This is a genomic window from Geobacillus genomosp. 3 (genome assembly GCF_000445995.2).
Classification (GTDB): Bacteria; Bacillota; Bacilli; order Bacillales; family Anoxybacillaceae; genus Geobacillus.
This window is the reverse complement of sequence record NC_022080.4, coordinates 3,117,360-3,144,335: the sequence shown is the minus strand read 5'-3', so window position 1 is coordinate 3,144,335 and position 26,976 is coordinate 3,117,360. Positions and strand designations below refer to the sequence as shown.

The 26,976-nt window shown below is 43.4% G+C and carries 24 protein-coding genes and 4 pseudogenes; 12 read left to right on the top strand and 16 right to left on the bottom strand.

Annotation, left to right across the window (positions count from 1 at the left end):
• Positions 1 to 43 precede the first annotated feature (43 nt).
• Positions 44 to 844: pseudogene (locus M493_RS15740) on the top strand (ISL3 family transposase); the annotation flags it as partial.
• Here the strand turns inward: M493_RS15740 and M493_RS15735 are convergent.
• On the bottom strand, positions 839 to 1,183 hold the full coding sequence (locus tag M493_RS15735; protein ID WP_020961372.1) for a hypothetical protein: 345 nt from the start codon (positions 1,181 to 1,183) through the stop codon (positions 839 to 841). The pseudogene M493_RS15740 and the gene M493_RS15735 sit on opposite strands and share 6 nt — an antisense overlap.
• A gap of 579 nt (positions 1,184 to 1,762) precedes the next feature.
• Here M493_RS15735 and M493_RS18755 point away from each other — a divergent pair.
• Together M493_RS18755 and M493_RS18750 are read left to right on the top strand one after the other, a co-directional pair.
• Complete coding sequence (locus M493_RS18755) at positions 1,763 to 2,293, top strand: helix-turn-helix domain-containing protein (RefSeq protein ID WP_020279734.1); 531 nt, start codon at positions 1,763 to 1,765, stop codon at positions 2,291 to 2,293.
• The gene (locus tag M493_RS18750) at positions 2,290 to 2,829 is read left to right on the top strand and encodes an IS630 family transposase (protein ID WP_020961371.1); all 540 of its coding nucleotides are present in this window, start codon (positions 2,290 to 2,292) and stop codon (positions 2,827 to 2,829) included. The genes M493_RS18755 and M493_RS18750 overlap by 4 nt, the downstream gene beginning before the upstream one ends.
• Positions 2,830 to 2,833: 4 nt before the next feature.
• On the opposite strand, the gene M493_RS15720 is transcribed toward M493_RS18750, so the two are convergent.
• Positions 2,834 to 3,844, bottom strand: coding sequence for an NADPH:quinone oxidoreductase family protein (locus M493_RS15720; RefSeq protein WP_020961370.1), 1,011 nt, complete (start codon positions 3,842 to 3,844; stop codon positions 2,834 to 2,836).
• A gap of 133 nt (positions 3,845 to 3,977) precedes the next feature.
• On the opposite strand from M493_RS15720, the gene M493_RS15715 reads away from it, so the two are divergent.
• Positions 3,978 to 4,565: a TetR/AcrR family transcriptional regulator gene (locus M493_RS15715; protein WP_020961369.1), complete on the top strand. Its 588-nt coding sequence runs from the start codon at positions 3,978 to 3,980 to the stop codon at positions 4,563 to 4,565.
• Positions 4,566 to 4,831: 266 nt separating this feature from the next.
• Here the strand turns inward: M493_RS15715 and M493_RS17885 are convergent, their stop codons facing one another.
• The 3 genes from M493_RS17885 to M493_RS15700 form a co-directional block, all read right to left on the bottom strand.
• Entirely contained in the window at positions 4,832 to 5,005 is a 174-nt protein-coding gene (locus M493_RS17885) for a hypothetical protein (protein WP_020961368.1), read from the bottom strand.
• 14 nt (positions 5,006 to 5,019) lie between these two features.
• Positions 5,020 to 5,862: an SPFH domain-containing protein gene (locus tag M493_RS15705; protein ID WP_020961367.1), complete on the bottom strand. Its 843-nt coding sequence runs from the start codon at positions 5,860 to 5,862 to the stop codon at positions 5,020 to 5,022.
• A gap of 631 nt (positions 5,863 to 6,493) precedes the next feature.
• Positions 6,494 to 6,922: a DUF4395 domain-containing protein gene (locus M493_RS15700; RefSeq protein ID WP_020961366.1), complete on the bottom strand. Its 429-nt coding sequence runs from the start codon at positions 6,920 to 6,922 to the stop codon at positions 6,494 to 6,496.
• Positions 6,923 to 7,330: 408 nt separating this feature from the next.
• Between M493_RS15700 and hxlA the strand changes: the two genes are divergently transcribed.
• Together hxlA and hxlB are read left to right on the top strand one after the other, a co-directional pair.
• On the top strand, positions 7,331 to 7,966 hold the full coding sequence (hxlA, locus tag M493_RS15695) for a 3-hexulose-6-phosphate synthase (protein ID WP_020961365.1): 636 nt from the start codon (positions 7,331 to 7,333) through the stop codon (positions 7,964 to 7,966).
• A 4-nt stretch (positions 7,967 to 7,970) separates the two neighbouring features.
• On the top strand, positions 7,971 to 8,528 hold the full coding sequence (hxlB, locus tag M493_RS15690) for a 6-phospho-3-hexuloisomerase (protein WP_020961364.1): 558 nt from the start codon (positions 7,971 to 7,973) through the stop codon (positions 8,526 to 8,528).
• 320 nt (positions 8,529 to 8,848) lie between these two features.
• Here hxlB and M493_RS15685 read toward each other — a convergent pair whose 3' ends face one another.
• From M493_RS15685 to M493_RS15660, 6 genes are all read right to left on the bottom strand, one after another.
• Positions 8,849 to 9,400, bottom strand: coding sequence for a DJ-1/PfpI family protein (locus M493_RS15685; protein ID WP_020961363.1), 552 nt, complete (start codon positions 9,398 to 9,400; stop codon positions 8,849 to 8,851).
• A gap of 158 nt (positions 9,401 to 9,558) precedes the next feature.
• The gene (locus M493_RS15680) at positions 9,559 to 10,230 is read right to left on the bottom strand and encodes a hypothetical protein (protein WP_020961362.1); all 672 of its coding nucleotides are present in this window, start codon (positions 10,228 to 10,230) and stop codon (positions 9,559 to 9,561) included.
• Positions 10,231 to 10,235: 5 nt separating this feature from the next.
• Positions 10,236 to 10,922, bottom strand: a complete 687-nt coding sequence (locus tag M493_RS15675; protein ID WP_020961361.1) for a GNAT family N-acetyltransferase — start codon at positions 10,920 to 10,922, stop codon at positions 10,236 to 10,238.
• A 394-nt stretch (positions 10,923 to 11,316) separates the two neighbouring features.
• The gene (locus tag M493_RS15670; RefSeq protein ID WP_020961360.1) at positions 11,317 to 12,600 is read right to left on the bottom strand and encodes an IS110 family transposase; all 1,284 of its coding nucleotides are present in this window, start codon (positions 12,598 to 12,600) and stop codon (positions 11,317 to 11,319) included.
• Between the two features lie 129 nt (positions 12,601 to 12,729).
• Complete coding sequence (locus tag M493_RS15665; RefSeq protein WP_020961359.1) at positions 12,730 to 13,587, bottom strand: carbon-nitrogen hydrolase family protein; 858 nt, start codon at positions 13,585 to 13,587, stop codon at positions 12,730 to 12,732.
• Between the two features lie 361 nt (positions 13,588 to 13,948).
• Positions 13,949 to 14,314, bottom strand: coding sequence for a winged helix-turn-helix transcriptional regulator (locus M493_RS15660; protein WP_020961358.1), 366 nt, complete (start codon positions 14,312 to 14,314; stop codon positions 13,949 to 13,951).
• 765 nt (positions 14,315 to 15,079) lie between these two features.
• Here M493_RS15660 and zwf point away from each other — a divergent pair.
• The 6 genes and pseudogenes from zwf (at position 15,080) to M493_RS15630 (ending at position 22,941) form a co-directional block, all read left to right on the top strand.
• A complete protein-coding gene (gene zwf / locus M493_RS15655) occupies positions 15,080 to 16,537 on the top strand; it encodes a glucose-6-phosphate dehydrogenase (protein ID WP_041268026.1) in 1,458 nt (485 codons plus the stop codon).
• Between the two features lie 140 nt (positions 16,538 to 16,677).
• Positions 16,678 to 17,580: a phosphogluconate dehydrogenase (NAD(+)-dependent, decarboxylating) gene (gnd, locus tag M493_RS15650; RefSeq protein WP_020961355.1), complete on the top strand. Its 903-nt coding sequence runs from the start codon at positions 16,678 to 16,680 to the stop codon at positions 17,578 to 17,580.
• A gap of 122 nt (positions 17,581 to 17,702) precedes the next feature.
• Positions 17,703 to 19,040, top strand: a complete 1,338-nt coding sequence (locus tag M493_RS15645; RefSeq protein WP_020961354.1) for a glucose-6-phosphate isomerase — start codon at positions 17,703 to 17,705, stop codon at positions 19,038 to 19,040.
• 717 nt (positions 19,041 to 19,757) lie between these two features.
• Complete coding sequence (locus M493_RS15640) at positions 19,758 to 20,201, top strand: alkaline phosphatase PhoX (RefSeq protein ID WP_020961353.1); 444 nt, start codon at positions 19,758 to 19,760, stop codon at positions 20,199 to 20,201.
• A 91-nt stretch (positions 20,202 to 20,292) separates the two neighbouring features.
• Positions 20,293 to 21,424 (top strand): annotated as a pseudogene (locus M493_RS15635) (IS4 family transposase); the annotation flags it as partial.
• Between the two features lie 233 nt (positions 21,425 to 21,657).
• Positions 21,658 to 22,941 (top strand): IS110 family transposase, encoded by a 1,284-nt coding sequence (locus tag M493_RS15630; protein WP_020961352.1) that lies wholly within the window; start codon positions 21,658 to 21,660, stop codon positions 22,939 to 22,941.
• Positions 22,942 to 23,391: 450 nt separating this feature from the next.
• Here the strand turns inward: M493_RS15630 and M493_RS18900 are convergent.
• The 5 genes and pseudogenes from M493_RS18900 to M493_RS15610 form a co-directional block, all read right to left on the bottom strand.
• Positions 23,392 to 23,559, bottom strand: a pseudogene (locus tag M493_RS18900) (antibiotic biosynthesis monooxygenase family protein); the annotation flags it as partial.
• Positions 23,547 to 24,071: pseudogene (locus M493_RS15625) on the bottom strand (transposase family protein); the annotation flags it as partial. The pseudogenes M493_RS15625 and M493_RS18900, both read right to left, overlap by 13 nt.
• A 361-nt stretch (positions 24,072 to 24,432) precedes the next feature.
• A complete protein-coding gene (locus M493_RS15620) occupies positions 24,433 to 25,281 on the bottom strand; it encodes a sugar phosphate isomerase/epimerase family protein (RefSeq protein WP_020961350.1) in 849 nt (282 codons plus the stop codon).
• 33 nt (positions 25,282 to 25,314) lie between these two features.
• On the bottom strand, positions 25,315 to 25,959 hold the full coding sequence (locus tag M493_RS15615; protein ID WP_020961349.1) for an SDR family oxidoreductase: 645 nt from the start codon (positions 25,957 to 25,959) through the stop codon (positions 25,315 to 25,317).
• Between the two features lie 62 nt (positions 25,960 to 26,021).
• Positions 26,022 to 26,966 carry an LLM class oxidoreductase gene (locus tag M493_RS15610; RefSeq protein WP_020961348.1) on the bottom strand — a complete coding sequence of 315 codons (945 nt, stop codon included), beginning with the start codon at positions 26,964 to 26,966 and terminating at the stop codon, positions 26,022 to 26,024.
• Between the last annotated feature and the right edge of the window lie 10 nt (positions 26,967 to 26,976).

The window sequence follows — 26,976 nt, the reverse complement described above, 5'->3', positions numbered from 1 at the left end:
AATAATTTGAAAAAGGGATTCTGAAATAATGTGCTAGTTTACACCTTACACGACCGTGGAACGTTGGTTTTATACCCATGCCCCTTCCTTCCTATCGAATGACATCCAACCAAAGGCAGTTTGTGTCGATGAGTTTGCGTTTCGAAAAGGGCATGATTACGGAGTGGCGATCATGGATGCCGAAACGGGAGAAGTGTATGCCCTTGAAGCAGGAAAGAACGAGGAAGCCATTGGACGTGTGTTGGCTCCTGTGTCTGATTCTGTTCAGTATGTCGTGAGCGATTTGGCTCCAGCGATGAAAAAAGCGATTCAAGGGGCGTGTCCGGAAGCGAAGCATGTGGTCGATTATTTTCATGTGATTCAATTGTTTACGGAAGCGTTGGATCGATGCCGCAAATCCTTCGGAAAAGGGAACAAGAAACATGGGCATGTCCGGTATGTTTGCCGCTTATTGACCCAGCGCCCCGAGAAGCTCACCGAGGAGGAACGCCAAACGGTGCGGGAGTGGCAGAAAGAGAGCGATTCCTTGCAAGCTGTCTATCAATCCCTTCAACATTTTCGTTATGTATCCAAAATCCAAAACGAGCGACAAGCGAAACGTCGTTTGAACGCCTGGGTTCATCGGTATTTGTTTTGTCCTTGTTCTGCTGTTCGCGCCATCGCAAAATCACTCGTCAAACGAACAGACGAAATCATATCGTGCATTTTATCCCCTTATTCAAATGGGAAAATGGAGGGAACAAATAACAAGATCAAGCTGATGAAACGTCGGGGATACGGATACAGAAATATCCAGCGTTTTGCATTGCGGGTTCGGCTAGAAACAGCTAACATACTTTCATGACAGGTGCAAGTACAACTTTTGGTGATGAACCAACATTTCATCTATTTCCCAAGATTCAACGATTGCATAAGCCGTTTGTGGGGCAAATCCTCTACCAATTAAATAAGCCATCGCCGCGACTTCTTGTAGCGCGTGTGCAAATGATGTAGTTTGCGCTTCTTTTAAACCGTATTGAACAAAAGGAGCAACCATACTGAGTGTATGGTCTTTTAACTGCGGATATAAAGGTTGTTTTATTTGCTGATGCGCCATCATCTCAGACTGTGGGTATTGTGGAAATGGTGTAACTGTTTGAGATTGGTAAAAAGGCATTTGATAAGGTGTAGGGTAATAATGCATAATTTAACTTCCTTTCATTTGTCGTTATTTTAAACTTAATCCTATACTATGTTCCTCTATTGTCCACTGTACTAGATATATGCCTATTTTTAGATGATGACTTATACTGTAAATTCAGCATAACACAGGTGGAGAAAGTTTTTTTCTAATTTGTATGTACAATTTGCGAATCCTTTAAGGACGTGAAATATTTCCTAATGAAAAGAGGGGCTGTCCGAAAAGTAGTATTTAATCCCGAAATCTAAAAAAAGCAAACCCAAAGAATGCTGTAAAATCAACATTCTTTGGGTTTTAATTTTGGCGGATTTTCAACTAAAATGGACTTTTTAGACAGCCCCTTTAATTTTTTATATATAAGCTCAAATTGAAAAATCGACATAAACAAAGAGTTTAAGTCAGATAAAAAGAGTGCTCAAATTGTTTTACATATGTCCGAAAATCAACCTGTATTTATATAGATTTTTTCTTACTGAATTATGCTATATACATGCTCATTGAAAAGTTAACCTTCGCATAAGCGGTGCCCACTCCGGTTATACTGCTCCTAATGAAAAACATGGAAAAGGAGCGGAATTCTGCATGAAACGTCTCAAAATCACCGACAACCATGGATGGACGCCCCGGAAACTCCGCAAGCAGGAACGGAAGATCAAAAACGCCCATCTCCGCCAACGTGTGATGGCCGTCCGCCTGGTCATGGAAGGCTATTTGGGCAAAGACGTGGCCTCCATGGTCAACGTGTGCCGACAAACTGTTTCCCATTATGTGTCGCTGTTCAACGAAGGCGGCCTTGAACTCCTGCTTCATCGGGATTTCGCCCCCGGGCGGGAGCCGTTTCTCACCGAAGAACAGCAGGAAAAGATCAAACAGCTTGTGTTGACCACTACTCCCGCGGAACTGGGCTGGGACGTCGCTTCGGCGTGGAACACCAAACTCCTGCAATCCTATGTCGCAAAGCAATTCGGTGTTTCCATTTCCCGCGAAGCGCTGCGAAAACTCCTGCACCGCAAAGGGCTGTCGTGGACACGACCGACGTACACACTGGCGAAAGGAAATCTGGATGAGCAAAAACAATTTGAAAAACAAATGGATCTGATAAAAAAAACTTGATCACCAAGGAGACAGAAGATGCTGTTCTTCTGTACATCGATGAAACCCATATCCGCTCTTACCATGTCTTGCGGTCCACATGGTCGGAAGTCGGCCGCCAAAAACAAGTGCCGACGTTTGGCCATCATGCCCACGTATCGCTGTTTGGCGCGGTCAACGTCCATGATGGTGAAACGGTGCTTCATCAAACGACCGCTGCCAATGCCGCGACGTTCTTGGATTTCTTGAGAATGCTCAAACAGCGCTATTTAGACCGTCTCATGGTTTTGGTGTTGGATAACGCCCGCATTCACCATGCCAAAATGGTCAAGGAGTTTTTGCGGGAAGAAGGACAGTGTTTTCACTTTATTTACCTTCCTCCGTATTCTCCGCAACTGAACCCGATCGAACGCTTGTGGAAATGGCTGAAAGACACCGTGATCGCCAATGTGTTTCACAAAAATCGAAACGATATCGTCCAGGCCATTGCTCGGTTTGTCCACTACATCCACGAACGTCCGGAGGAAGTGCTGCAACGCTTAGGGTGTGCAGGATGAGAAGTTAACTCTTTATGTTGCATGTATATAGTTTTACAACCGTTCTGCCGCGTAGTTTTCCTTTAAGAATATTCGATAATGCCTCAGGAAGTTGTTCAAGCGTGATTTCTTGTGCAATCAAATCTAGTAATTGATTCGGTTTTAAGTCGCTGGCCATTCGTTCCCAAATTTGTGTTCGCAATTCCATTGGGCAATAGACAGAATCGATGCCAAGTAAGTTGACGCCGCGAAGGATAAACGGGAAGACGGTTGTTGGAACGTCTGCGCCACCTGTTAACCCGCTGACAGCTACGGAGCCGTTATATTGGATTCGGCTAAGGATCGTGGCGAGAGTTCTTCCGCCGACAGGGTCAACAGCCGCGGCCCAATATTGTTTATCTAACGGGCGGATCTGTTCTAGACAGACTTCTTCGCGAGAAATGATTTCTTTTGCGCCGAGCTTGCGCAGATATTCGTGTTCGCTTTCTTTGCCTGTACTTGCAACAACGTGATAGTTTCGTTTGGCCAACATGGAAACCGCGATGCTTCCGACTCCGCCAGTGGCTCCTGTCACAAGCACTTTTCCTTTTTCAGGGGATAATCCGTTTTCTTCTAAGCGGTGGATGGACAATGCCGCCGTAAACCCTGCCGTTCCTAAAGCCATTGCTTCTTTTAATGTCAATCCTTTTGGAAGAGGGACAATCCAATCTCCAGGAATGCGGGCGTATTCGCTGTAGCCTCCGTAATGCGACACGCCGATTTCATAGCTCGTTGCAATGACTTCGTCTCCTTCTTTAAAGCGCGGATCCTTAGAAGAGGCGACAATACCGGCGAGATCGATACCAGGGATAAATGGATACGATTTCACAATTTTTCCATTCGGAATGCATGCTAATCCATCTTTATAGTTGACACTGGAATAAGCAACTTTAATGACAACATCTCCTTCTGGAAGGTCATCCATGGAGACGGTTTTCACATTCACCGTAAAATCTGTCTCCGTTTTGTTTACTACTAGCGCTTTGAATTGGTCCACTTGACATCCCCCATTTCGTTTTTTCATATTCTTACCTATAACGATAACAAAATTATTCTGACCGGTCAAAATATTTTTTTATCAAAAATTCATGTATAATGTCGTTATGATCGAAGTTTGAGGGGTGGATTGGATGAAGAAAAAGGCAGAAGAAAGGCGAGAGCAAATTTTAAGGGCTGCTTTTCAAGCGGTTTCCGATAAAGGATACGAAACGGTGACATTGCAAGATATCGCGGATTATGCCGGTGTAAGCAAAGGGGTTACGAATTATTATTTTGAAAATAAGGAAGATGTTTTTTTAAGCTTGCTGGAATGGGTGACGGATCGGATTTATCAACATGAGCATAAAGCAGTTAGCGAGAAAACAACGGCGATCGAAAAGTTAGAGGCATACATTCATTCGGTGTTTATCGATCCAGAAAAGAATAAAAAGTTTTATAAAGTGTATCTTGACTTTATCGCACAAGCCAGCCGAAATCCACAATATCGGCAAATTAATCTCAAGTTTTACGAAAACTGTTGGAAAATCGGACGCGACATTGTTGCACTTGGACAAAAGGAAGGAACCTTTTCAGCGGACATTCAGGCGGATACAGCTTCCAAAATGATTCGCTCGATCATCGATGGATGTCTCATTCAGTGGTTAATGTGTGATGAGGATCATCTTCATGAGTTTTATAAAAATACTTGTTATGATGTTATTTTAAAATATTTAAAATAAAGAAAACCCTTCTTTTACGGCATCGTTTACTAAAGCGCATAAAATATAAGGGTCTGACCTCACGAGCAATCCATCATATATAGTGTTCTTATCCAATGTGATGTCCTATATATGATGGTTGTGCGGTCTGACCCATTTTTATCCCGTTCTAATTGTCCGTAAGACTCCCACCTCTACAGGTAGGAGTCTTACGGACGCTAGAAGTGCGATAAGTTCAACGTACATCAGTGGGGGATGAAGAAAGCCCCCACTGATGAAGTTGTACTTTATTCATCTGTTTTCTTTTTTTCTTTTTTCAGCCGTCCTTCACGTCTTGCGGCATCGCGCAGCAAAAATTCAATATGCGCGTTAACGCTGCGAAATTCTTCCTGCGCCCAGCGTTCAATGATTTCGTATAGTGCCGGATCGATTCGTAATGGAAAACTTTTCTTTTTTGCCATGTGACTCCACACCATCAATATAAACTTCCGGTATTAATGACCGGTTGGGTCGCCCGCTCGGAAACGATGGCGACCATTAAGTTATTAACCATATTTGCTTTTCTTTCATCATCTAACTCGAAAACGCCTTCTTTTTCAAGCTGTTCAATCGCCATTTGTGCCATGGAAACGGCACCTTCGACGATTTTTTTGCGTGCTGCCAAAATCGCCACAGCTTGCTGCCGCTGTAGCATGGCACTCGCGATTTCAGGAGAGTACGCAAGATGACTGAGGCGAGCTTCTATTACTTCCACACCGGCAACCGTCAGCCGTTCTTGCAATTCTTTCGCTAATACTTCAGAAATCACATCGGCATTTCCTCTTAGCGTAATCTCATAATTTTCAAATGTGTCATAAGGATATTTCGTTGCGACATGGCGAATCGCCGTCTCGCTTTGAATTTCAACGAATTTTTCGTAATTTTCTACATCGAAAATGGCTTTGGCAGAATCAATCACTTTAAATACGATAACCGCTGCAATTTCGATTGGATTTCCTTCAACATCATTCACTTTTAATGTACTGCTGTTAAAGTTGCGGACACGGAGGGAAACGGTTTGGCGAATCGTTAATGGAACCGTAAGAAATAACCCGCTGTCACGAATGCTGCCTAAATAACGCCCGAAAAAGGTGACGACTTTTGCTTGATTTGGCTGAACAATCGTAATGCCGCTTGCGAATATCCCCGCCAAAATTACGCATATAACAGCTACGACGATCCGTTGATGAAAAAAGCTAAACACTGCTGCCCCTAATAAAGTTGCAATGAGGACAATCCCGACAAACCCATTGATATACGATGCTTTTGTTTCTTTCATAAACATCCCCGCCTTAATATTAATTTTATATCATAATGACATCATTATTTCAAAAATATGTAAAAGAAAATGGGCATTCAAAGTAAAATTTTTATGAAGGTGTTTTAAAAAAGCCGGAAGACTTATCCGGAGGCATGAAACGATTGTTTTGTGATTTTTCAGGAGTGATTCATATCGATGAATAATAACCGCAAACATATGAAAGAAAAACATAGATCGGCACGTGATTTTGCCAATAGTAAAACTTATACGCAAATAGGGGAAAGAGCACGGTGTTTCCATTTTATACAATGAAATCGGGGTTATTTAACAGATTGAAAAAGAAGTGGCATTTATATTCGATTGATGAAGCGTATGCACCAGGTTGTCAGCCGATTGGTCCAAGAGGCATGGACGGTGCTCGTTAGCCTTACGAGGGGATACGATATGATGAAAGCGAGTGATATTCTCCAGATTGACACAACAATCGATTTTTATGATATGAAAAGCCGTACAACTACATAGGTGATTATGAAGTTTTCAAGGGAAAGAAATTATATAGAGGGGCCGACTCATAAAGTGTCTATTTAATACACAGCTGTGGGGTATGACACTTTACTGGAATCAGGTCAGCCCCTATTTTTGTATGACACTAATGATTCGAGGCTTTTTTATAGCGGTATTGTTGCCATTGATAACGAATAAAACATCCGATACAAAATCCGAGGATAGCGACAAATGCTGCTAACGCGACCATCGCTGTGAAGATATAGGCAACGACCATCCAGTCAGCTAAGTAACTTATTAAGCCGGCAGAAAGGCAGATGACAGCAATGACTTGATTAAACTGCTGCTGTTCGGCGTCTTCTGGGACGTACTCAGAAGGATGCTTCTTTAAAAACAACTTTGCGAACCGCATAACAGGATTAAAATCAAAGAATAATCCAAGCAATCCAGCAGCTAATGGAAAAGCAAGCAACCATTCTTGTCCTGACAGCCATGTTGCAACAACACTAACAACAATAAACCATTGATTGGCTCTTACAAGCGGACGGGGGATTGAACGGTTCGTTTCTTTCATTGTTTATTCCCACCTTTCTTATATGATTATATGAATTTTACTACTGTTTTGTCATTTTGTGAAGTCAATGAATGTCTTTGAAAAAATGAGGATTTATTGCAAAATGGCGAAAGAAAGTACATATTAGTACGGTTGAAGAGGAAAGGAGGGAATTTATCGGTATACGTTCAAATTCATGTTTCGACATACGCATCGGTCAGATGTTGTTAGGCACATTTTGAAAAAGGAAGACAGGTGTTCCGAGAATGAAATGATCATATCCAATAGTATACTTTTTAACACTATGTAAAAATAAAGTGCGTACTTTCTAAAGAAAATCATACATAGTATACTGATTGCTGTACAAGCGGAAAAGATATGTTTGCTTGTGCAACAAACAATCAATTTTTATTAGGGGGGTAAGAATTCATGCAACTACAATTAGCATTGGATCTTGTAAATATTCCCGAAGCAAAAGAGCTTGTGAAAGAAGTTGAGGAGTATGTGGATATTGTAGAAATCGGTACTCCTGTTATTATTAATGAAGGCCTGAGAGTTGTTAAGGAAATTAAAGAAGCATTCCCTCATTTAACCGTTCTAGCCGACTTAAAAATCATGGATGCGGCTGCATATGAAGTCATGAAAGCATCCGAAGCTGGCGCGGACATTATCACGATCCTTGGAGTGGCTGAAGATATGTCAATCAAGGGGGCCGTTGAAGAAGCTAGAAAACAAGGAAAAAAAATCTTGGTTGACATGATCGGTGTTAAAAATTTAGAAGAACGCGCTAAAGAAGTGGATGAGTTTGGTGTAGACTATATTTGTGTACACACAGGATACGATCTTCAAGCAGTCGGAAAAGATTCTCTTGAAGAACTTCACACAATTAAGCGTGTTGTGAAAAATGCGAAAACAGCCATCGCCGGCGGCATTAAATTAGACACGCTGCCAGAAGTCATTAAAGCAAAACCGGATCTTGTCGTTGTCGGCGGCGGTATTACCGGACAAAAAGATAAACGAGCTGTAGCTGCTGAAATGAAAAAAATGATCCAACAAGGTGAATGAAATTATGCAGACTACACAATATTTAGGTGAAATCATCAAAGAGTTAAATCGGACAGCTGATTTCATCGCTGATGAAGAAGCGGAAAAATTGGTAAATGGGATTCTTGAAGCAAAGAAAATTTTCGTAGCTGGCGCAGGTAGATCTGGATTTATGTCCAAATCTTTTGCGATGCGAATGATGCACATGGGGTTAGAAGCCTATGTAGTAGGCGAAACCATAACCCCTAGCCTAGAACAAGATGACATTTTGATCATCGGATCGGGTTCAGGGGAAACGAGAAGTTTAGTTTCCATGGCTGAGAAAGCCAAAAGCTTAGGTGCAACCGTAGCGTTAGTGACCATTTTCCCTGAATCGACCATTGGACAATTGGCTGATATCACGGTCAAGTTGCCTGGTTCACCTAAAGACCAATCAGATAATGGATACAAAACGATACAGCCGATGGGATCGCTTTTTGAGCAAACCCTCTTGCTGTTTTATGATGCGATCATATTAAGATGCATGGAGAAAAAAGGATTGGACTCCAATACGATGTTTAAAAGACATGCCAACCTTGAATAGCGTAAGGAGTCCTAATCACCATTTTAAGTCCTAACCAAAATTTTAAACTAATTCAAGTAATTGATCAAACTGAATTTTCACCTCAATAAACAAAGAACAAAAAGACCGCAAAGCGTTTCTTACATTTCTTAAAGGAAGCGTTTTGCGGTCTTTTCATTAGAGTCATGCCTGTTACGCTCAGGAGTATGAGATGTCCTACCTTTTCATGAGAATACGTCTTCGTGTCTGATTGAGAAGTAAAAACAGCTCATCAATCTTTGTGTCTAATGTCGTTTAAATCAAAAAGGCGTTCCCATAGGAGAACGCCTTAACAAACGATGTTACTTGTTTAATAACTTAATAAATTCACGCATAAACGCTGGTAAATCCGGCCATGCATGAGCAGATACGAAATTGTTGTCAACATGAGTTGGCTCAGATACATAGTTGGCGCCAATCGCTTCTACACCTGGCTTGCAGGCAATGTATGCGGTCATGCTGCGCCCTTTCATAATATCAGGAAGGGTTTCTAATACAAGTGAAGCATGGCAAATCGCCGCAACTGGTTTGTTCGCTTCAAAGAAATGGCGCACAATTTTTGGCAAGTTTTCATCGAGGCGGATGTATTCTGGCGCACGCCCTCCCGGAATAATGAGCGCATCGTACTGTGTTGGATCGATTTCTGCAAACGATGCATGTGCATCAATGAGATAGCCTGGCTTTTCTACAAAAGTATCCCAATCAGCGAAATCGTGGACAACTGTATGCAGTTTCTTTTTCTTTGGAGCAGCGATTGTAACATCAAAACCTTCCTCTAACAAACGGTAATACGGATAATAAATCTCCAAAGCTTCCACTGCATCTCCTGTAACAATTAATACTTTTTTGCTCATATGAACAACCTCCTTCACTACTATGATACATTTATAGAAAGAATTTTAACACGGTACTTTTTATAAACAAAGTGTACTGTCACTATTTGAATTGATAAAGGATTTTTTAGTTTTTTGAATTTGGACTTTTGAAATTAAATGAATATGACGTTAGTACATTAAATGCTTAAAAGAGGTACCGTATTTTTGGTTTCAAGATTTTCAACCATTTCATACCAAGCCTTTGGTTTGTTTGATAAGACAGAATAATAACGTTTCAAAAACTTCACAACAAGCTCCGCTGGAAGTTCATTTACGTTATCATCCATCGGAAGGAAACAAAGGTCGAGTCCTGTTACAGCCTCTCCATCATTGTTCCAGGATGGATGAACATAAGGGAAATCAAGGCGCTTATAACCAAGATGAGACAATACTTCACGGCGGACATATGGATCCATCGGTTTAATTCCGCCAAATTCATAATGTTCCACCCGATAAGGATCATAAATTTCCGCAAACATGCCAAATAACTGCTTTCCGTTTGCTGCTGCCCAAGCGTTCAAATCTTCTAGCCTCTTTTGCGCTAAAAATCGGCCGATGCCAAGTCCTGCTTGGCCAATGATCGTGAAGTCTGTCATTGCGACATTTAAATCTTCATAATAGCGGTACTCTGTCGCACCTACGACATTTCCTTCGTGAACAGCAACACACACACGAATTCCCGGATCTTCAAGAGGCTCTTTCCAAAGATCGAATGCTAATACTTCTTCAGGAGGAAATACCTCTTGCATCAATTCGTGCATTTTTTTAAACAAAGGGTCCTCGATACTCGTAATTCTCCGATATTCCATGTTCATCATTCTCCTTGTTCAGATTTTGTTGTATAAAAAGGATTTTTCCATTCCATCAGCGCCGCGTAGTTACAAGACTCTTCATCCTCTAAATAGTTAGCCACCACTTGAACAGGGGTACGGCCGCAGCGAAGCAGGAAAGTGATAACAGGGTCCTTTAATTCTCCTTTGACGACTGCTTCGAGGTATTGTTCTGCCGTCATCTCATCAGCTTTTTTATGATAGCCGGGCATTCTTCCTCCGCCTAACAGACGTTTTAATCCCAATTGAACGACGACTTCATACATGGATAACATTAGCCATTTTCCTAATCCTAATTTGCGATAAGCAGGACGCACGCCAATATCGACTACATAGAGCGTATTTCCATTTGGATTATGGTTGCGAATATATCCATTATCGGTAATTTCTTCCCATGTATGCTCCGGGTGATTCGGGTCAAAGTCAACAATCAATCCTGTCATCGATCCAGCAATTTCACCATCGACCTCTACACATAAGGCTCCTTCTGGAAAGAGAGTAACATGGTTTTTCAGCTGTTCCGTGTTCCACCATAATTCAGATGGGAATGGCGGTGGGAAACTTTCTTGCTGGATGCGGATTAAGCCGGGAAAGTCCTTTTCTTCATAATTTCGAATGACCGTCGGAACAGGCCGATCTTGGTCAAAGACGTAAAATTCTTTTCGATACATTTTTCTCCCTCCCTCTAGAAATGTTGATATATCAAGGCTTTTCGGCCTCTCAGGGGTGCCGAAAAAATATTTTTCGACAAAATCCCTTACATCCTTTTTCAATTTTGTGGATATCTTACAGACCTAGGGTGCGCTTCGCGGCCACGCCTGGATCCATTTTCCTGACGTGGGAGGAAGTGTATTCGATGCACCCTTGGATCTCCGCATCGCTGATGAGGACGAACCCTCCCATGTCTCCGGGCGTCTTTGCGCCAACATTCCCTCGTTCGGTCTCGTCATCAGGCGGAGGCCGGCCAAGCTCCTTTCGGGACTCGAGGTCGAATGGATGAGATCACGCCAGCTTCTCCGGTGTCATCCTGTTGTCCAACACTTCTTCCGTTCGTGGGGGGAGGCCTTAGGCCGCCCGGTGTGGAACATGGGACAAGACGTCCTGCCTCATTCGCTCCGCGTCAAACGCTTGTTTCTTCGTGCAAATCGCAAACAGCACATTCAACAGCTTTCGGCATAACGCGACGATGGACTGCTTTCCGGTCAGCGGGTTGACGGGCCGGGTCGTATAGTACTCATGCAGCTCGCGAAACGCCTCATTGTGCCGGATCAGCGGAATCACCGCCCGAAACAGCACCGATCGCAGCCGTTTCCGTCCCCGCTTCGAGATGTGCTTTTGCCCTTTGCGCTGGCCGGAGGAGTTCTCCTTGAGCGTCAGGCCCGCCAATTTCACCAATTGACGCGGGTCCCGATCGTGGGCAAAACTGCCGATCTCCGCCAGCAGATCGATGATCGTGGCATCTCCCAACCCGTCGACCGTTTTCAGCCATTGATACTCCATCGTTGTTTGAACCAATGCCTTCAACTCGGCGTCCAACGCTGCGATTTCGGCCTCGAACTGGCGGTATTGGCGGACGAGCGCGGCGATCTCAAACCGGGCCATCGTCGTCCCTTCCGTCACCCCAATCGAGCCCTTCGCGGCGTCGATCAACGCCTGAATTTTCGCTTTCTGCGGGCATTTCAGCCCTTCGCTTTGCCGGTACGCCTCCAGAAGCTCCTCGGCGGTCCGACCCGCCATATCGGCCGGAAGCGGCGTCCACTCCAGCACCGCCAGCGCTGTTTTCCCCAGGTCGCGAAACACGGTCCAAAACTCTGGAAAATACCGATCCGTCCAACGGATGATCGCGTTTTTCACCGCCGCCTGTTCCTTCCGGAGCTTCTCTTTGAGCGTGCTCCCGACGCGCAAATCCGCTTCGATCTCGTGCAGCAGCCGGGGGACGAGGAATCGCCCGTCTTTCGCCAGCCTGGCGATGACCAGGGCGTCTTTGGCGTCGTGTTTCGTCGGCAGGTTGTCATCGAGTTCTTTCGACCGGCACACATGCGCCGGGTTGACCATGACCAGCGGGATCCCGTTTTCCTCGAGGAAGTAGGCCAGGTTCAACCAGTAGTGCCCGGTCGGCTCCACAGCGACGATCACCTGTGACTTCCCGAACGCTTTCCTCCCCTCCTGAATCGCTTCATACAGCTGTTGAAACCCCTCTTTCGACTGGAAGATCGGGAACGACTTGCGAAGCACGCGCCCCCGGTCATCCACGAAGCAGGCGTAGTGGGTTCGTTTCGCGATATCGATGCCCACGACCAATGTGTGTTCCGTGACTTGATTGATTTTCTGATTTTGTGTACAATTCATCTGAAGTCCTCCTTGGCATGATGGTAGGTATTGTTTGGCACCCCTGCATCATACCAAGAGGGCTTTTTTTGATCAAGTCCCCGGAAAAGCTCCTAACGGGAATGCTCCTTTAAGAGCGCTAGTCTTACCTTATTTCCAATCCGGATAGAGATCGGTGCGTCGGTCACGCCATGTGGTGACGGAACCGCTTTCGCGAACCTGGTATAACAGTTCTAAATCGAGATCAGCGGTTACAATCATATCATGATTGATTTCCCCTTCGACTAAGATGCCGCGCGGAGGAAATGGAATATCGTTTGGTGTAATCACCGCTGCTTGCCCAAAATTCGCCCGCATAAAGTCAACCGTCGGAAGGGAACCTACTGTACCCGTCGTGACGACATAAACTTGATTTTCGATGGCTCTTGCATGGCTTGTGTAACGAACACGATGGAATCCGTGACGATCATCCGTGCAAGAAGGGCAGAAAATGACATCCGCACCTTTCGCTTTAGCTATGCGAACAATTTCTGGAAATTCAATGTCATAGCACGTCAACATCGCAATGGTTCCTTTTTCGGTTTCGAACACTTGTAGACCATCGCCAGGCGACATGTTCCATTCTTTTACTTCCGTAGGAGTAATATGGAGCTTTGCCTGTTCTGCGACTCTTCCATCTGGATAGAACAAATGAGCCACATTGTATAATCGGTCACCTTTACGGATGACATGTGTTCCTCCAATAATATGCATCTTTGTTTTCTTGGCTAAATCTATAAATAAAGACCGATATTGTTCAGTAAAATCAGGAAGCTCTTGAATCGTCAAAGGCTGTCCTTGTTCATTGCCAATGGACATGAGCTGAGTAGTAAAAAATTCTGGGAATAAAACAAAATCTGCATCAAATTCTTGAGCTGTTTTAATATAATGCTCCACTTGATTAGCAAATTCTTCAAAAGAATTTATGGTATGGAGATGATATTGAACGGCTGAAACTCTTAGTTTCATAAGCCTCCTCCTTTCTTTGTCATCAGTCTAAAAAATTTTACACCATTCATGTTATTAATAACCATGATATTTGATATTATTAAGCACATCATTCGCTTTAACAAGTACACACTTTCATGTAACATAGTGTAAAAAAGTATACTAAAAGGGAATATAAAGAATTAAGCGAGGAGAGTCATCAATGTATATACGTAAAAAAACGGGCAGCAGACCATTTATAAAGATGCTGCCCGATTTTTGATGACTATATTCCTCTATAAGATTTAGCGCTCCAATAAACACACATTCTTTCTACAAACATAACGATATTGAAATAAAGGAAGATGAGAAGGCCGTTTTCGAATTTTTAAGAAGAGTGTTTTTATTTGGCAGATTCATTGATTTTTACTTGGCCCTTCACGACCGTCTCCATATAATTTTTACCCCACTCATACATAGCATCGAGAATTGGCATTAGACTTTTTCCATGTTCAGTAAGTGAATATTCTACTTTTGGAGGAACAACTGGATAGACTTTGCGTTCAACAATAAGGTCTGCTTCCAGTTCTCGCAGCTGGTTAACAAGCATTCGTTGGGTGATCCCCGGCATGAGAGCCTTCAGCTCGCCAAACCGCTTCGTCCCACCTTTTCCTAGATGCCATAAAATAAGCATTTTCCATTTACCGCCAATAACAGCAAGTGTCAATTCTTTTTCACAGTTATACATTTTGCCACAAACATGTCCCATTTATTCCACCTCCATCTCTATTATAAACCAATAGTATACTTTTTATCACTATATGACAATAATGCATGTATTTACAAAACATTTCATTTCCACCCATAACATCTAGGATTTATTTCTTCTTACAGATAAAGGACTTTTCATGAAGTCATTCCATTGAGCATATATCCGTACTGATTATAACCATAAGTATACTTTTTTATACTATATTATATTTTTATCACTACGTGATAATAAAGTGCGTACTTCTAAAACAGGATTATACGGATTATACTAGCGTCTGTAAAACAAAACGTAAGCATAGGAGGGGACAACATGAATCGTGGTCCAAATACGTTCCAAGAATATTGGGGTATCCGGGGAGTTGTTCCATGCACACGTGGATGAAATGACAGCCAATGCCGTGCAAGATCCATGCACAAGCACGAATCCGCGTGAAACATCTGTAGAAGAAATGAAAAAATTATATATCGCCGCGTTTTATGGCCTAAATGTGAACTTCTAAGCAATAGAAGAAAAGACAAATATCACTACATTTTCTTACGAGAGATAAAAAGATCGGATTTAATTGAAATTCTGATCTTTTTATCTTGCATAGATAATCTTTCTTTATCGCGTTTGTACTCAAGAGCTCGATCGGAAAAGATGAAGGGCGTAAAAAGAGTCCAAAATGATGGATTTTGTATTTTCAATAGTTGTTATCTACTTTTTTAGTACAAGAAGAAATCTGGAGTTTTTCTGTTTGGAAAGATGGGGGTGAAATCAAAAGTGGATTCTATGACCTTTGTCTTGTTTGGGGCAACAGGGGATTTAGCGAAAAGAAAAATTTTTCCTGCATTATATCATTTATTTCTCGATCAAAAAATGCCTGACTCGTTTTCCATTATTGGCGTAAGCAAAAGTGGATTGTCTGATGACGAATTTCAAACACATGTGGAAAATTCATTAAAAACATTTTCTAGACGTTTGACAAATGACCGTTCCAAAATGGAAGAATTCCTTCGTGCGTTTCGTTATATTTCTTTAGATGTAACAAATGCACAAGGGTATAAAAAGCTGCTTGAAATCGTTCAACAGCGTGAAAAAGAGTTGAATATTCCTGAAAACCGCATGTTTTATTTATCTGTTGCGCCAGAGTTTTTTGATGTGATTGCCTCAAACATCAAGGAGAGCGGATTAGGATCGGCAAGAGGTTGGAAACGTTTGATGATCGAAAAACCGTTTGGGCACGATTGGAGATCGGCACAACATTTAAATGAAAAGTTAAGTCAAGCTTTTGAAGAAGAGGAAATTTATCGAGTGGACCATTACCTTGGAAAGCCGATGGTCCAAAATCTTGAAGCCTTAAAATTTGCCAACCCTGTGTTTCAATCATTATGGAACAATCAGTATATAGCGAATGTACAAATTACGGCTAGTGAAACGGTTGGGGTAGAAGAGAGAGCGGGGTATTATGACCAGGCAGGGGCCATTCGCGATATGTTCCAAAATCATATGCTGCAATTGTTGATGATGACAGCCATGCACCTGCCAAAACGGATCAGCGCAAAAGACATCCGTGACGAAAAAAGAAAAATCATCGAATCTCTTCGCCCATTACAAAAAGAAGAAGTAGGTTTACATGTCGTTCGCGGCCAATATGGTCCTGGAGAAATCTTTGGTAAACCAGTTGTTGGATATAAAGAAGAGCCTGGAATTGCTGCTTCTTCAACAACAGATACATTTGTTGCGGCTCGCTTGTGGATTGATGATGAGTTTTGGAGTGGGGTGCCATTTTATCTCCGTACAGGGAAAAGAATGAAGGAAAAATCTACTCGTATTGTGATTGAGTTTAAAAATCCATTAAAGGAATGGTACTTGCCAAAAAATGAGGAAACGGTTCCTAATCTTTTAGTGATTGAAATCAATCCGAATGAGGGTGTTACGTTGCAATTAAATAGTAAAAATATATTAAACAATGGAAAAATCGAGCCTATTCATATGCATTTTTCAACTAATGAGAAAAATGTACCTGAAGCCTATGAATTGTTAATTTTTGATGCTTTGCGAGGCGATTCGACTTTCTTTGCTCATTGGAAAGAAGTTGAACTTTCTTGGAAGTGGGTACAGCCTGTTTTAGAGGCATTTGAGGGAAATCTCCTTCCCCTTCATTCGTATCGTTCAGGTTCAATGGGGCCAGAGGCTTCTCATCGGTTACTGGAAGAGGACGGATTCAATTGGTGGTAGTTACGAATGATCGTGTCGAACTTCATTCTCATCATTAGAAAATATCATTTCTAAATGGAACTATAGATTAGCTGTGCATATATACGTATAAAATGTGAATAATGTCGAAAGGTTAAATCAGTTCGAGGAGGGCAATGAACATGAAAGTCGGGTTAATCGGTTTAGGGAAAATGGGATTAAACTTAGGTAAAAATCTCATTGACCATAAACATGAAGTAGTGGCGTTCGATGTAAATGCAAATGCGGTTGAAGAAATAAAAAAATACGGCGCTAAAGGTGTATCAAGCTTAGAGGAACTCGTTTTATCATTAGAAAATCCAAGAATTGTTTGGCTCATGGTTCCGCACAATGTTGTTGATTCGGTTATTCGTGAGATTACCCCATTTTTAAACAAAGGAGACATCGTGATTGATGGCGGCAATTCTCACTATAAGGAATCGATTCATCGTTATAATGAGCTAAAAGAAGCTGGGATTCGTTTTATGGATGCCGGGACTTCTGGCGGGGTGGAAGGTGCTCGGAACGGAGCATGCTACATGGTTGGAGGAGATCCTGAAGCTTGGAGCATTGTCGAGCCTCTTTTCCGGGATACGGCTGTAGAAAATGGGTATTTATATGCAGGAAAAGCAGGCAGCGGCCACTTTTTAAAAATGGTTCACAATGGGATTGAATACGGGATGATGGCTGCCATTGGTGAAGGATTTGAAATATTAGAGAAAAGCGAATTCGATTATGACTATGAAAAAGTAGCAAGAGTATGGAATAACGGCTCGGTTATTCGTTCATGGCTTATGGAATTAACAGAACGCGCCTTTTCTAAAGATGCAAAATTAGAGGAAATCAAAGGAATTATGCATTCTTCCGGTGAAGGAAAATGGACAGTCGAAACAGCTTTAGATTTACAAACAGCCACTCCTGTCATCGCTATGTCCTTATTGATGCGTTATCGTTCATTAGAAACAGATACATTTACAGGTAAAGTAGTAGCAGCTTTACGCAACGAATTCGGCGGACATGCTGTAGAAAAAAATGAGAAGAAATAAATTTAAGTATTTGAAGCATCTCCATAAAACGTTCTTAACCGAAAAACTTTCAGATGCAAGATCGAAAATAATAAATTACACAGAAGAACGATGGTGAATTTTGCAAAGAAAGGAGAAGGTATATGACTGTCTCTTTTGATTATTCCAATGCATTACCATTTATGAAAGAGAGCGAGCTCGAGCATTTAAGTGAATTTGTCAAAGTCGCTCATCATATGCTTCATGAAAAGAAAGGCCCGGGATCCGATTTTCTTGGTTGGGTGGATTGGCCGGTCCGCTATGATAAAGACGAATTTGGTCGAATCAAACAAGCTGCCGAAAGAATCCGAAATCATTCAGATGCTCTTGTTGTTATCGGCATCGGCGGGTCTTATTTAGGTGCAAGGGCAGCTATTGAAGCGTTGTCCCATACTTTTCATAACCAAATGAATGATACGACGCAAATTTATTTCGCCGGTCAGAATATCAGTTCCACTTATATCTCTCATTTATTAGATGTATTAGAAGGCAAAGATCTCTCTATCAACGTCATTTCCAAATCGGGAACAACGACCGAGCCTGCCATTGCTTTCCGTATTTTCCGCGACTACATGGAGAAAAAATATGGAAAAGAGGAAGCAAGAAAACGGATTTATGTGACTACCGATCGAGAAAAAGGAGCATTAAAAAAGCTCACCGATCAAGAAGGATATGAAACTTTCGTTATTCCAGATGACATAGGCGGGAGATATTCTGTGCTGACAGCAGTCGGCCTGTTGCCAATTGCCGTAGCCGGACTGAATATTGACCGAATGATGGAAGGGGCAGCATCAGCATATCATAAATATAATAATCCTGATCTTTTAACCAATGAGAGTTATCAGTATGCCGCTGTGCGAAATATTCTCTATCGTAAAGGAAAAGCGATCGAATTATTGGTGAACTATGAGCCATCCCTTCATTATGTATCTGAGTGGTGGAAACAGCTGTTTGGCGAAAGTGAAGGGAAAGATCAGAAAGGACTCTTTCCTGCATCTGTTGACTTTACAACTGATTTGCATTCGATGGGGCAATATGTTCAAGAAGGCCGCCGTAATCTGATCGAAACGGTGCTGCAGGTCAAAAAACCGCAAATCGAGCTAACGATCCAAGAAGATCCAGAAAATATCGATGGATTGAACTTCCTGGCCGGCAAGACATTGGATGAAGTGAACAAAAAAGCTTTCCAAGGTACGCTGTTAGCCCATGTAGACGGTGGAGTACCGAACTTAATTGTTGAACTGGATGAAATGGATGAATATACATTTGGTGAAATGGTATACTTTTTCGAAAAGGCTTGCGGCATCAGCGGACATTTACTAGGCGTGAACCCGTTTGATCAGCCGGGAGTGGAAGCTTACAAGAAAAATATGTTTGCCTTGCTTGGCAAGCCGGGATTTGAAGCGGAAAAAGCGGCTCTCATGAAGCGGTTATCTAAATAACGTTTTCTTACATGTTCTCTTTAAGTGGAAAATTTTAGATATACAAATCCTGCAGTTGTATCCAATTTAGGAAGATAACTTCTTTTTCAGTCCTATAGTTCGCTACCACGGGGGAAAATAGACGAGGCTGACCCATAAGTGTCTGAGCTCACGCGTATCCCATCTATTTTGTTGCGGGGTCTGACACTTTACTTTTGGGCCAGCCTCGTTATATCTCAATTATAGTTCATAAATTTGTGATGTAGGGAATTCCTCTTGTGATAAATTCATTTAAGCAGGATGTTGCATTTTTTTATTGAAAGGTGCCGCTGGTTAGAGCTACTAATCGAATTTTATTTCTAATATTTTTTATCAGCAATTTCTTCATGTTCTTTATCTAGCACTTCACTCGTAATTCATTTTATCCAGTCTCGGTTAACTCCATAGGGCTGATTTTGTACGTTTTGTCAACCTCTCTTATGTCTTCTAAATATTCATTTTCCCTTTTCAACCCAAAACGAATCACCCTTTTTTAATGGTGAATCATCTGTAATTTGAAAGTGATCGCTACACTCATTTTCTGAACGCTGAATCGTTTCATTAACATAATCTACAAATATTTAAAATCTTTTCAATTATTTAACAATTATTTACATTAGATTAATTAACATTTTCTTTCTTGATTAATATAATCAAGTTGTCAATTCATTAAAAATTTTGAAAGGGGCTAATAAATTTATGGACCGCCGTTTATTCTTAAAATATGTAGGAAGTAGTACCGCGGCGTTAGTTGCAGCATCATCCGGAATTGAAGCGTTAACAAATAAAGCGAGTGCCATGACAGCAGACCATTTAATGAATGGTCAAACGAAAGGGAAAGGTAAGCGACTTACAGCACCTTTCAAACCTATTAGTCGTACATGGGAAAATGATCTAGTTCTACCTAAAGGGTATAGATACAACATTATTGCTTCATACGGAGATGTAATTAACTCAAAAGGCGAAAAATTTGGTGATTCAGCCGATCTTACTGTTTACTTCCCAATCGATAGTTTGAAAGGCGGCAACAATTCAGAAGAGGGATTAATCTGGGTTAACCATGAATTTCCTGAACCGGAAAATTATATGAAGATACTAGGGGTTGATCCAAGTAAATTTAATAAATCCAATCAGGCGTGTTGATTATCCAATAAAATCCAAAGGGTATAGAAAAAAGAGCACCTTTCCTGTAGAATGTGAGTAGCGACACAAACAAACCCAGGAGGTGCTCTCTATGAACAAGCATACCACACTCCCGAATTTGATGCAAAAACTTGTTTCGGATGAAGAGATTCAACTGATTGCCGAAGCGGTTGGGTATCGTGATTCGTCTCGAACCTTTACGTTGCGCGAGTTGATTCACTTCTTCCTGCTGGCCGCCATGCATCAATGGAAAAGCTTTCGCCACGGAGCCGATGTGGGGCCTCTGTATGGATTGCCGCGATTCCATTATTCAACTGTATCCAAGAAAGCGAAAGAAGTTCCCTATGACATCATGAAACGCTTGTTGGCGTTGATCATGTCCAAGTGCAACCGCCAAACCCGCCGTTCGCTTCGGTTTCCCAAACCGCTTCGGGTGGTGGATTCGACGACCGTCACGGTCGGGAAAAACCGCCTGCCATGGGCGCCGTATCACGGCGAACGCGCCGGAGTGAAGCTGCACGTCGCGTATTCGCCGGAATCCTCGTTGCCGGCAGACGTGGTGGAAACCCATCGGACTGCGTCATGATGGCCCGGTGGGAGAACAGTTGACGAACGCTCAACAAGTGCTGGTGGAAGACCGGGCGTATTTCAAAATCGAACGCCTCGATCGATTTGTGGAGCAGCATCAGCTCTTTGTCATTCGGATGAAGGACAACATCGAACTTCATCAGAAAAAAAGCTTGAAACGCCTTTCCAGCACATCCTCATCGGTTCAAGCCGACTTCACGTGCCAGTTGGGGACGAAACAATGCCGCTCGACCAAGCGTCACCGGGTGGTGATCTTTCGAGATGCGAATGGCCGCGACATTCGGGTCGTGACGAACCTCTTCCATGCATCTGAGGAAACCATTGCCGACATGTACCAACAACGTTGGACTGTTGAGGTCTTTTTCCGTTGGGTGAAGCAATATCTGAATGTCCCGACCTTGTTTGGCACGACGGAAAATGCGGTATACAACCAACTGTTTGCGGCGTTCATCGCGTATGTGTTGCTGCGATGGCTGTATGATCAAACCAAAAAACAGACGAACGTCTCTCTTTCCTTCATTTCGTTCGTTCGCCGTTTTTTCTCTGGGCAGCTTCCTCTCGATTGGAAATCCGGGATGGCCGCTGCTTTGTTTGAGTATGCCCAAATTTATGGAAGGCGTATGTATAATTTTGGACAATCAACACTCCTGATTTTTGAAAATTTTATATTGACAATATATATATACCCGTGGTGCTAGTTGAGCTTTAGCGCTCAACTAGCACCACGGGTATAATTTAGTGATATGCTTTACTCAAAAGAAAGGAGCATTCCCGTTAGGAGCTTTTCCGGGGACTTGATCAAAAAAAGCCCTCTTGGTATGATGCAGGGGTGTCAAACCATCTACCATCATGCCAAGGAGGACTTCAGATGAATTGTACACAAAATCAGAAAATCAATCAAGTCACGGAACACACATTGGTCGTGGGCATCGATATCGCGAAACGAACCCACTACGCCTGCTTCGTGGATGACCGGGGGCGCGTGCTTCGCAAGTCGTTCCCGATCTTCCAGTCGAAAGAGGGGTTTCAACAGCTGTATGAAGCGATCCAGGAGGGGAGGAAAGCGTTCGGGAAGGCACAGGTGATCGTCGCCGTGGAGCCGACCGGGCACTACTGGTTGAACCTGGCCTACTTCCTCGAGGAAAACGGGATCCCGCTGGTCATGGTCAACCCGGCGCATGTGTGCCGGTCGAAAGAACTCGATGACAACCTGCCGACGAAACACGACGCCAAAGACGCCCTGGTCATCGCCAGGCTGGCGAAAGACGGGCGATTCCTCGTCCCCCGGCTGCTGCACGAGATCGAAGCGGATTTGCGCGTCGGGAGCACGCTCAAAGAGAAGCTCCGCAAGGAACCGGCGGCGGTGAAAAACGCGATCATCCGTTGGACGGATCGGTATTTTCCAGAGTTTTGGACCGTGTTTCGCGACTTGGGGAAAACAGCGCTGGCGGTGCTGGAGTGGACGCCGCTTCCGGCCGATATGGCGGGTCGGACCGCCGAGGAGCTTCTGGAGGCGTACCGGCAAAGCGAAGGGCTGAAATGCCCGCAGAAAGCGAAAATTCAGGCGTTGATCGACGCCGCGAAGGGCTCGATTGGGGTGACGGAAGGGACGACGATGGCCCGGTTTGAGATCGCCGCGCTCGTCCGCCAATACCGCCAGTTCGAGGCCGAAATCGCAGCGTTGGACGCCGAGTTGAAGGCATTGGTTCAAACAACGATGGAGTATCAATGGCTGAAAACGGTCGACGGGTTGGGAGATGCCACGATCATCGATCTGCTGGCGGAGATCGGCAGTTTTGCCCACGATCGGGACCCGCGTCAATTGGTGAAATTGGCGGGCCTGACGCTCAAGGAGAACTCCTCCGGCCAGCGCAAAGGGCAAAAGCACATCTCGAAGCGGGGACGGAAACGGCTGCGATCGGTGCTGTTTCGGGCGGTGATTCCGCTGATCCGGCACAATGAGGCGTTTCGCGAGCTGCATGAGTACTATACGACCCGGCCCGTCAACCCGCTGACCGGAAAGCAGTCCATCGTCGCGTTATGCCGAAAGCTGTTGAATGTGCTGTTTGCGATTTGCACGAAGAAACAAGCGTTTGACGCGGAGCGAATGAGGCAGGACGTCTTGTCCCATGTTCCACACCGGGCGGCCTAAGGCCTCCCCCCACGAACGGAAGAAGTGTTGGACAACAGGATGACACCGGAGAAGCTGGCGTGATCTCATCCATTCGACCTCGAGTCCCGAAAGGAGCTTGGCCGGCCTCCGCCTGATGACGAGACCGAACGAGGGAATGTTGGCGCAAAGACGCCCGGAGACATGGGAGGGTTCGTCCTCATCAGCGATGCGGAGATCCAAGGGTGCATCGAATACACTTCCTCCCACGTCAGGAAAATGGATCCAGGCGTGGCCGCGAAGCGCACCCTAGGTCTGTAAGATATCCACAAAACTGAAAAAGGATGTAAGGGATTTTGTCGAAAAATATTTTTTCGGCACCCCTGAGAGGCCGAAAAGCCTTGATATATCAACATTTCTAGAGGGAGGAAGGCGCATTCCTCCCCCACTTGCTCATTTCATTCGTTGAAGTGGGGGTCTCCTGCGTTAAAACAATGAATTCCAATAAGAAACAGTAATTCCTAGTCCAGATTCATCCCGAACACTTTCTGCCCCCAGAAAACCTGGTTGCTGGGAAGTTAACTCTACCATTTTTTCTGCCATTTGACCGTAACCGTTATCACCTTCAGTACGTTCTGAAGTGAAAATGACTGCATAAATACGGTTTCATACTGATGTCCCTTTTTTACCGCGATTTCATCTAAGCTAAGCACCATCCCTTCCTGAAAAGATGCCTCCGTTGCTGTTTGGCGCTCTTTTGCTTTTTTCGATGCGATGGAGTAATAAATGCGTTCCAATGTCGTATATGGGATGCGGTGCTTTCGGCTAACCTCTTGAATGGTGGAGCCTTCGCAAAGTTCATGCAAGTACTCACAAAATCGATTGGTGTAGTGTTGATTGGGTGGAATCGATTCCAAAGAGGCGGAAAACACTTGGGAACAATTCCAGCACCGATAGCGCTTTACCTTTACGAACAAGTACACCGGTTGATGGAAAATCGCCAAATCCCGTACTTTTCTTGTCCGTCTGTCGTGGACAGAGGAAGTGGCAAACCCACAATGAGGGCAACGTTCCTGTGTCTCTGTTTTCTCTACATGAATCGCATAACCATAGGAAAGAAGTTCTTGTTTAATCACTTTAAATTCTGGCAATCCTAGTGATATAGAAAGCACTTACGAGACCTCCCTAATGTTTATTTCACCGCTAACATTATTGCCAGGATCTCGTCAGTGCTTTCTCTTTTTTGCCACTAAATCACAAAATTGGGTGATGAACCTAAAATTTATCATTAGAAGCATGATTGGAGCTTCAATTCGATGAAGCTGATATCTGTTATGTATCCCTTATTTATCTCATCTTTATCCAACTATAACGAAAAACGAATATAAACAAAATACGGCAAGAGTCCGGTGGAATGCCGAACTCTTGCCGCATAAGGTTCACTCTTTTATACGTATCTATTTGACAGGTATTATTATTTAGCCAACCTGTATCCTTTAAACGAGTCAATCAAAGGAGCGGATGAAGGAATGATTATGGAGTTAATCTTAAATCCGCCCAATGCGGGTGTGCCTCAAGTCTACGTTCCATATCACGGAACGCTTTGAGTGAACGGCTTAGCTTACTGTAAGCGTCGCCTCCTTCACTCCAACCTTGGTAACCAATCATTCCATTATACCCCATCTTTTTTAACTGCCCAAGTAACGCAAAATTATCTAACTCCCCGGAGTCCAAAGGCTCGATTGTCGCCACTCCCCCAAAACCGTGAGGATCTCGGCGGCTGCCAGAAATGTTTACTTGTTTTAAGTAAGGGGATACCGCTCTAAGCGTACCTAATAGGTTTGTTCCATCGACTGCGTACCAATGGTAGCCGCAAAATACAATGCCGAGATTAGGATGATTGAGACGCTTGCAAAGTCTTACTGCATCTTCATGACGTTCAACCCAGAATGATAAGTGTGTGTAAAGTAAGATATTAATGTTTCTTCGTTCCGCAATCTTCAGTGCTTTTTCCAGCCACTTCACAGCGATGTCGTCCCCTTTAGGGTCTGAAGGGCGTATATGATGTCCGACAGATTGAATCGCCAGCTCGACCGTGGAGCATCCTTCCATGATCTCCAGCATTTTTAAAATACCCGTATTTCTTGGATGGTCCTCACCTAATGAAAGGTCTAACACAACGTACACGCCAGCGACATCCAGTCCATATTTCTCCTTAACGTTTTTCAGCTTCTCTACATCTCTCCACCGTTCTCCGTGCCAGACGGATAAATGGGTCGCATCATACCCGATCTCTTTTAGCATTTCACACCGAGCTTCAAAGCTATAAATGCCCATGGAGTTATAAAAAGCAAAATCCATTGCATAAAATTTGTAAGCCATGTTTCTAAATTCTCCCTTCGGATGAATGCTTCATTACAGTGATTTCAATGCTTCAGCAATCTCTGTATCCCCCGACATTAAATCGAATGCTTTTTTATACGTATTTGGTTCATCAAGAGATTGAACGATTGTTCTTGCTACATCTTCACGTGGAATGCTCCCGACATTTAAGTTTTCTGCTACAGCAACCAACCCTGTGCCTTTTTCATTAAGAAGATATCCAGGACGAATAATCGTATAATTTAAACCACTATTCATTAACATACGGTCAGCATAATGTTTGGCGACATAATAAGGTTTGAGGTTTTCTGGCCAGTTCTCACGGTTGTGGGCCTGGAATGAGCTCACCATGACAAATCGTTTAATTCCGACTTTTTCTGCAGCTTCCATCGCTTTTACGGCACCGTCTAAATCGACAAGCAATGTCTTATCCGCCCCTGTGTGTCCACCTGAACCGGCGGAGAATACGATCGCGTCACAGCCTTTGGCTGCTTCGGCAATTTCATCGACAGTACCTTCAAGATCAGCGAGCACCGCTTCAATTCCTTTTTTCTGAAAAGCCGCCAATTGCTCTTGTTTTCGAACCATCGCACGAACGGTGTGCCGCTCATGCGCATGAAGCATGCTCACCACTTGTTGGCCTACTTTTCCGTTGGCGCCAATGACCAAAACTTTCATACGCATCCTCCCTTTCTTATATTTACGTCTTTAAAGGTTATCAACCAAATGGATTGTCCTCATCATGATAAAGCCGGAAAGTGTGGAAGCACAAATTCACCTAATTCTTCGATCACTTCTTCTACTGGGCGTTGGCCATATTTTAAGTTGATGATGACATGGTTCACACCTGCATCTCGCAAAGCTTCAAGAAATTCGATAAGGAAAACGCGGCCCGTACGGAATCCAAGATGAATCGGTATTGGTACATGATATGGGTCTTCCGCCAAATCAACATAAAGCGATTGGGTAAATGGCTTAAATTCCTCTGTTAACGAACGCCAATTCTCGATTAATGCTCTTTGAAATTTGAGTGCACGTGGATAGTAAATCCAGCCATCACTATGTTCAGCAATCCATTCAGGAGACTGTCCACTGTGACCTGTCACCATTACTGGTATGTCTGACAATTTCGGTTTTGGCAAAAGATCTCCATTTGTCATATGCACTCGTAAAGAGTCAATGACAGGAAAATGCTCTTTCCATGCTTTTTTCATGACACCAATTGCTTCTCGGAATAATTCGCTCCGATCTTCTGGATTCACAGAAAAAGCTGGAAACTCGATTGGACGGTCACCTGTTGCGACACCGAGAATAAGTCTTTCACCAGATAATCTGTCTACAGAAGCCGCCGCTTTTGCGACATGAAGAGGATGGCGCAATGTTAAAATAATACTTCCCGTTCCCAAGGCAATCTTTTCTGTGTTGGCAGCAACATACCCTAAATACGTAAACGGGTCATATATTTGCCCGACATCCCCGAAATTAGGATCGCGCAACGGTACATCTCTCACAAATAATGAAGCGAAATTGAGTTCTTCTGCTCGTTTGGCTAACTTCATTTGCTTTTCTATATTCATCTCAGGGACATCGCCCATATACGATTCAATCGGAAAGAACAATCCTAAAGTTAGTTTGTTTTCTTGATACATGCGTGAATACCCTTTGTGATTTTTAAATTTTTCCATTTCACATCTA

Bases quoted from the DNA above. Each gene is read 5' to 3' on its own strand.
- hxlB (WP_020961364.1), top strand. From the start codon at position 7,971: ATGCAGACTACACAATATTTAGGTGAAATCATCAAAGAGTTAAATCGG.
- M493_RS15680 (WP_020961362.1), bottom strand. From the start codon at position 10,230: ATGGAATATCGGAGAATTACGAGTATCGAGGACCCTTTGTTTAAAAAA.
- M493_RS15705 (WP_020961367.1), bottom strand. From the start codon at position 5,862: ATGAAAGAAACAAAAGCATCGTATATCAATGGGTTTGTCGGGATTGTC.
- M493_RS15620 (WP_020961350.1), bottom strand. From the start codon at position 25,281: ATGGCTTACAAATTTTATGCAATGGATTTTGCTTTTTATAACTCCATG.
- M493_RS15610 (WP_020961348.1), bottom strand. From the start codon at position 26,966: ATGGAAAAATTTAAAAATCACAAAGGGTATTCACGCATGTATCAAGAA.
- M493_RS15660 (WP_020961358.1), bottom strand. From the start codon at position 14,314: ATGGGACATGTTTGTGGCAAAATGTATAACTGTGAAAAAGAATTGACA.
- M493_RS15715 (WP_020961369.1), top strand. From the start codon at position 3,978: ATGAAGAAAAAGGCAGAAGAAAGGCGAGAGCAAATTTTAAGGGCTGCT.
- M493_RS15675 (WP_020961361.1), bottom strand. From the start codon at position 10,922: ATGTATCGAAAAGAATTTTACGTCTTTGACCAAGATCGGCCTGTTCCG.
- M493_RS15645 (WP_020961354.1), top strand. From the start codon at position 17,703: ATGACTGTCTCTTTTGATTATTCCAATGCATTACCATTTATGAAAGAG.
- M493_RS15670 (WP_020961360.1), bottom strand. From the start codon at position 12,600: ATGAATTGTACACAAAATCAGAAAATCAATCAAGTCACGGAACACACA.
- M493_RS15700 (WP_020961366.1), bottom strand. From the start codon at position 6,922: ATGAAAGAAACGAACCGTTCAATCCCCCGTCCGCTTGTAAGAGCCAAT.
- M493_RS15640 (WP_020961353.1), top strand. From the start codon at position 19,758: ATGGACCGCCGTTTATTCTTAAAATATGTAGGAAGTAGTACCGCGGCG.
- M493_RS18755 (WP_020279734.1), top strand. From the start codon at position 1,763: ATGAAACGTCTCAAAATCACCGACAACCATGGATGGACGCCCCGGAAA.
- gnd (WP_020961355.1), top strand. From the start codon at position 16,678: ATGAAAGTCGGGTTAATCGGTTTAGGGAAAATGGGATTAAACTTAGGT.
- hxlA (WP_020961365.1), top strand. From the start codon at position 7,331: ATGCAACTACAATTAGCATTGGATCTTGTAAATATTCCCGAAGCAAAA.
- M493_RS17885 (WP_020961368.1), bottom strand. From the start codon at position 5,005: ATGGCAAAAAAGAAAAGTTTTCCATTACGAATCGATCCGGCACTATAC.
- M493_RS15685 (WP_020961363.1), bottom strand. From the start codon at position 9,400: ATGAGCAAAAAAGTATTAATTGTTACAGGAGATGCAGTGGAAGCTTTG.
- M493_RS15735 (WP_020961372.1), bottom strand. From the start codon at position 1,183: ATGCATTATTACCCTACACCTTATCAAATGCCTTTTTACCAATCTCAA.
- M493_RS15630 (WP_020961352.1), top strand. From the start codon at position 21,658: ATGAATTGTACACAAAATCAGAAAATCAATCAAGTCACGGAACACACA.
- M493_RS15665 (WP_020961359.1), bottom strand. From the start codon at position 13,587: ATGAAACTAAGAGTTTCAGCCGTTCAATATCATCTCCATACCATAAAT.
- M493_RS15615 (WP_020961349.1), bottom strand. From the start codon at position 25,959: ATGAAAGTTTTGGTCATTGGCGCCAACGGAAAAGTAGGCCAACAAGTG.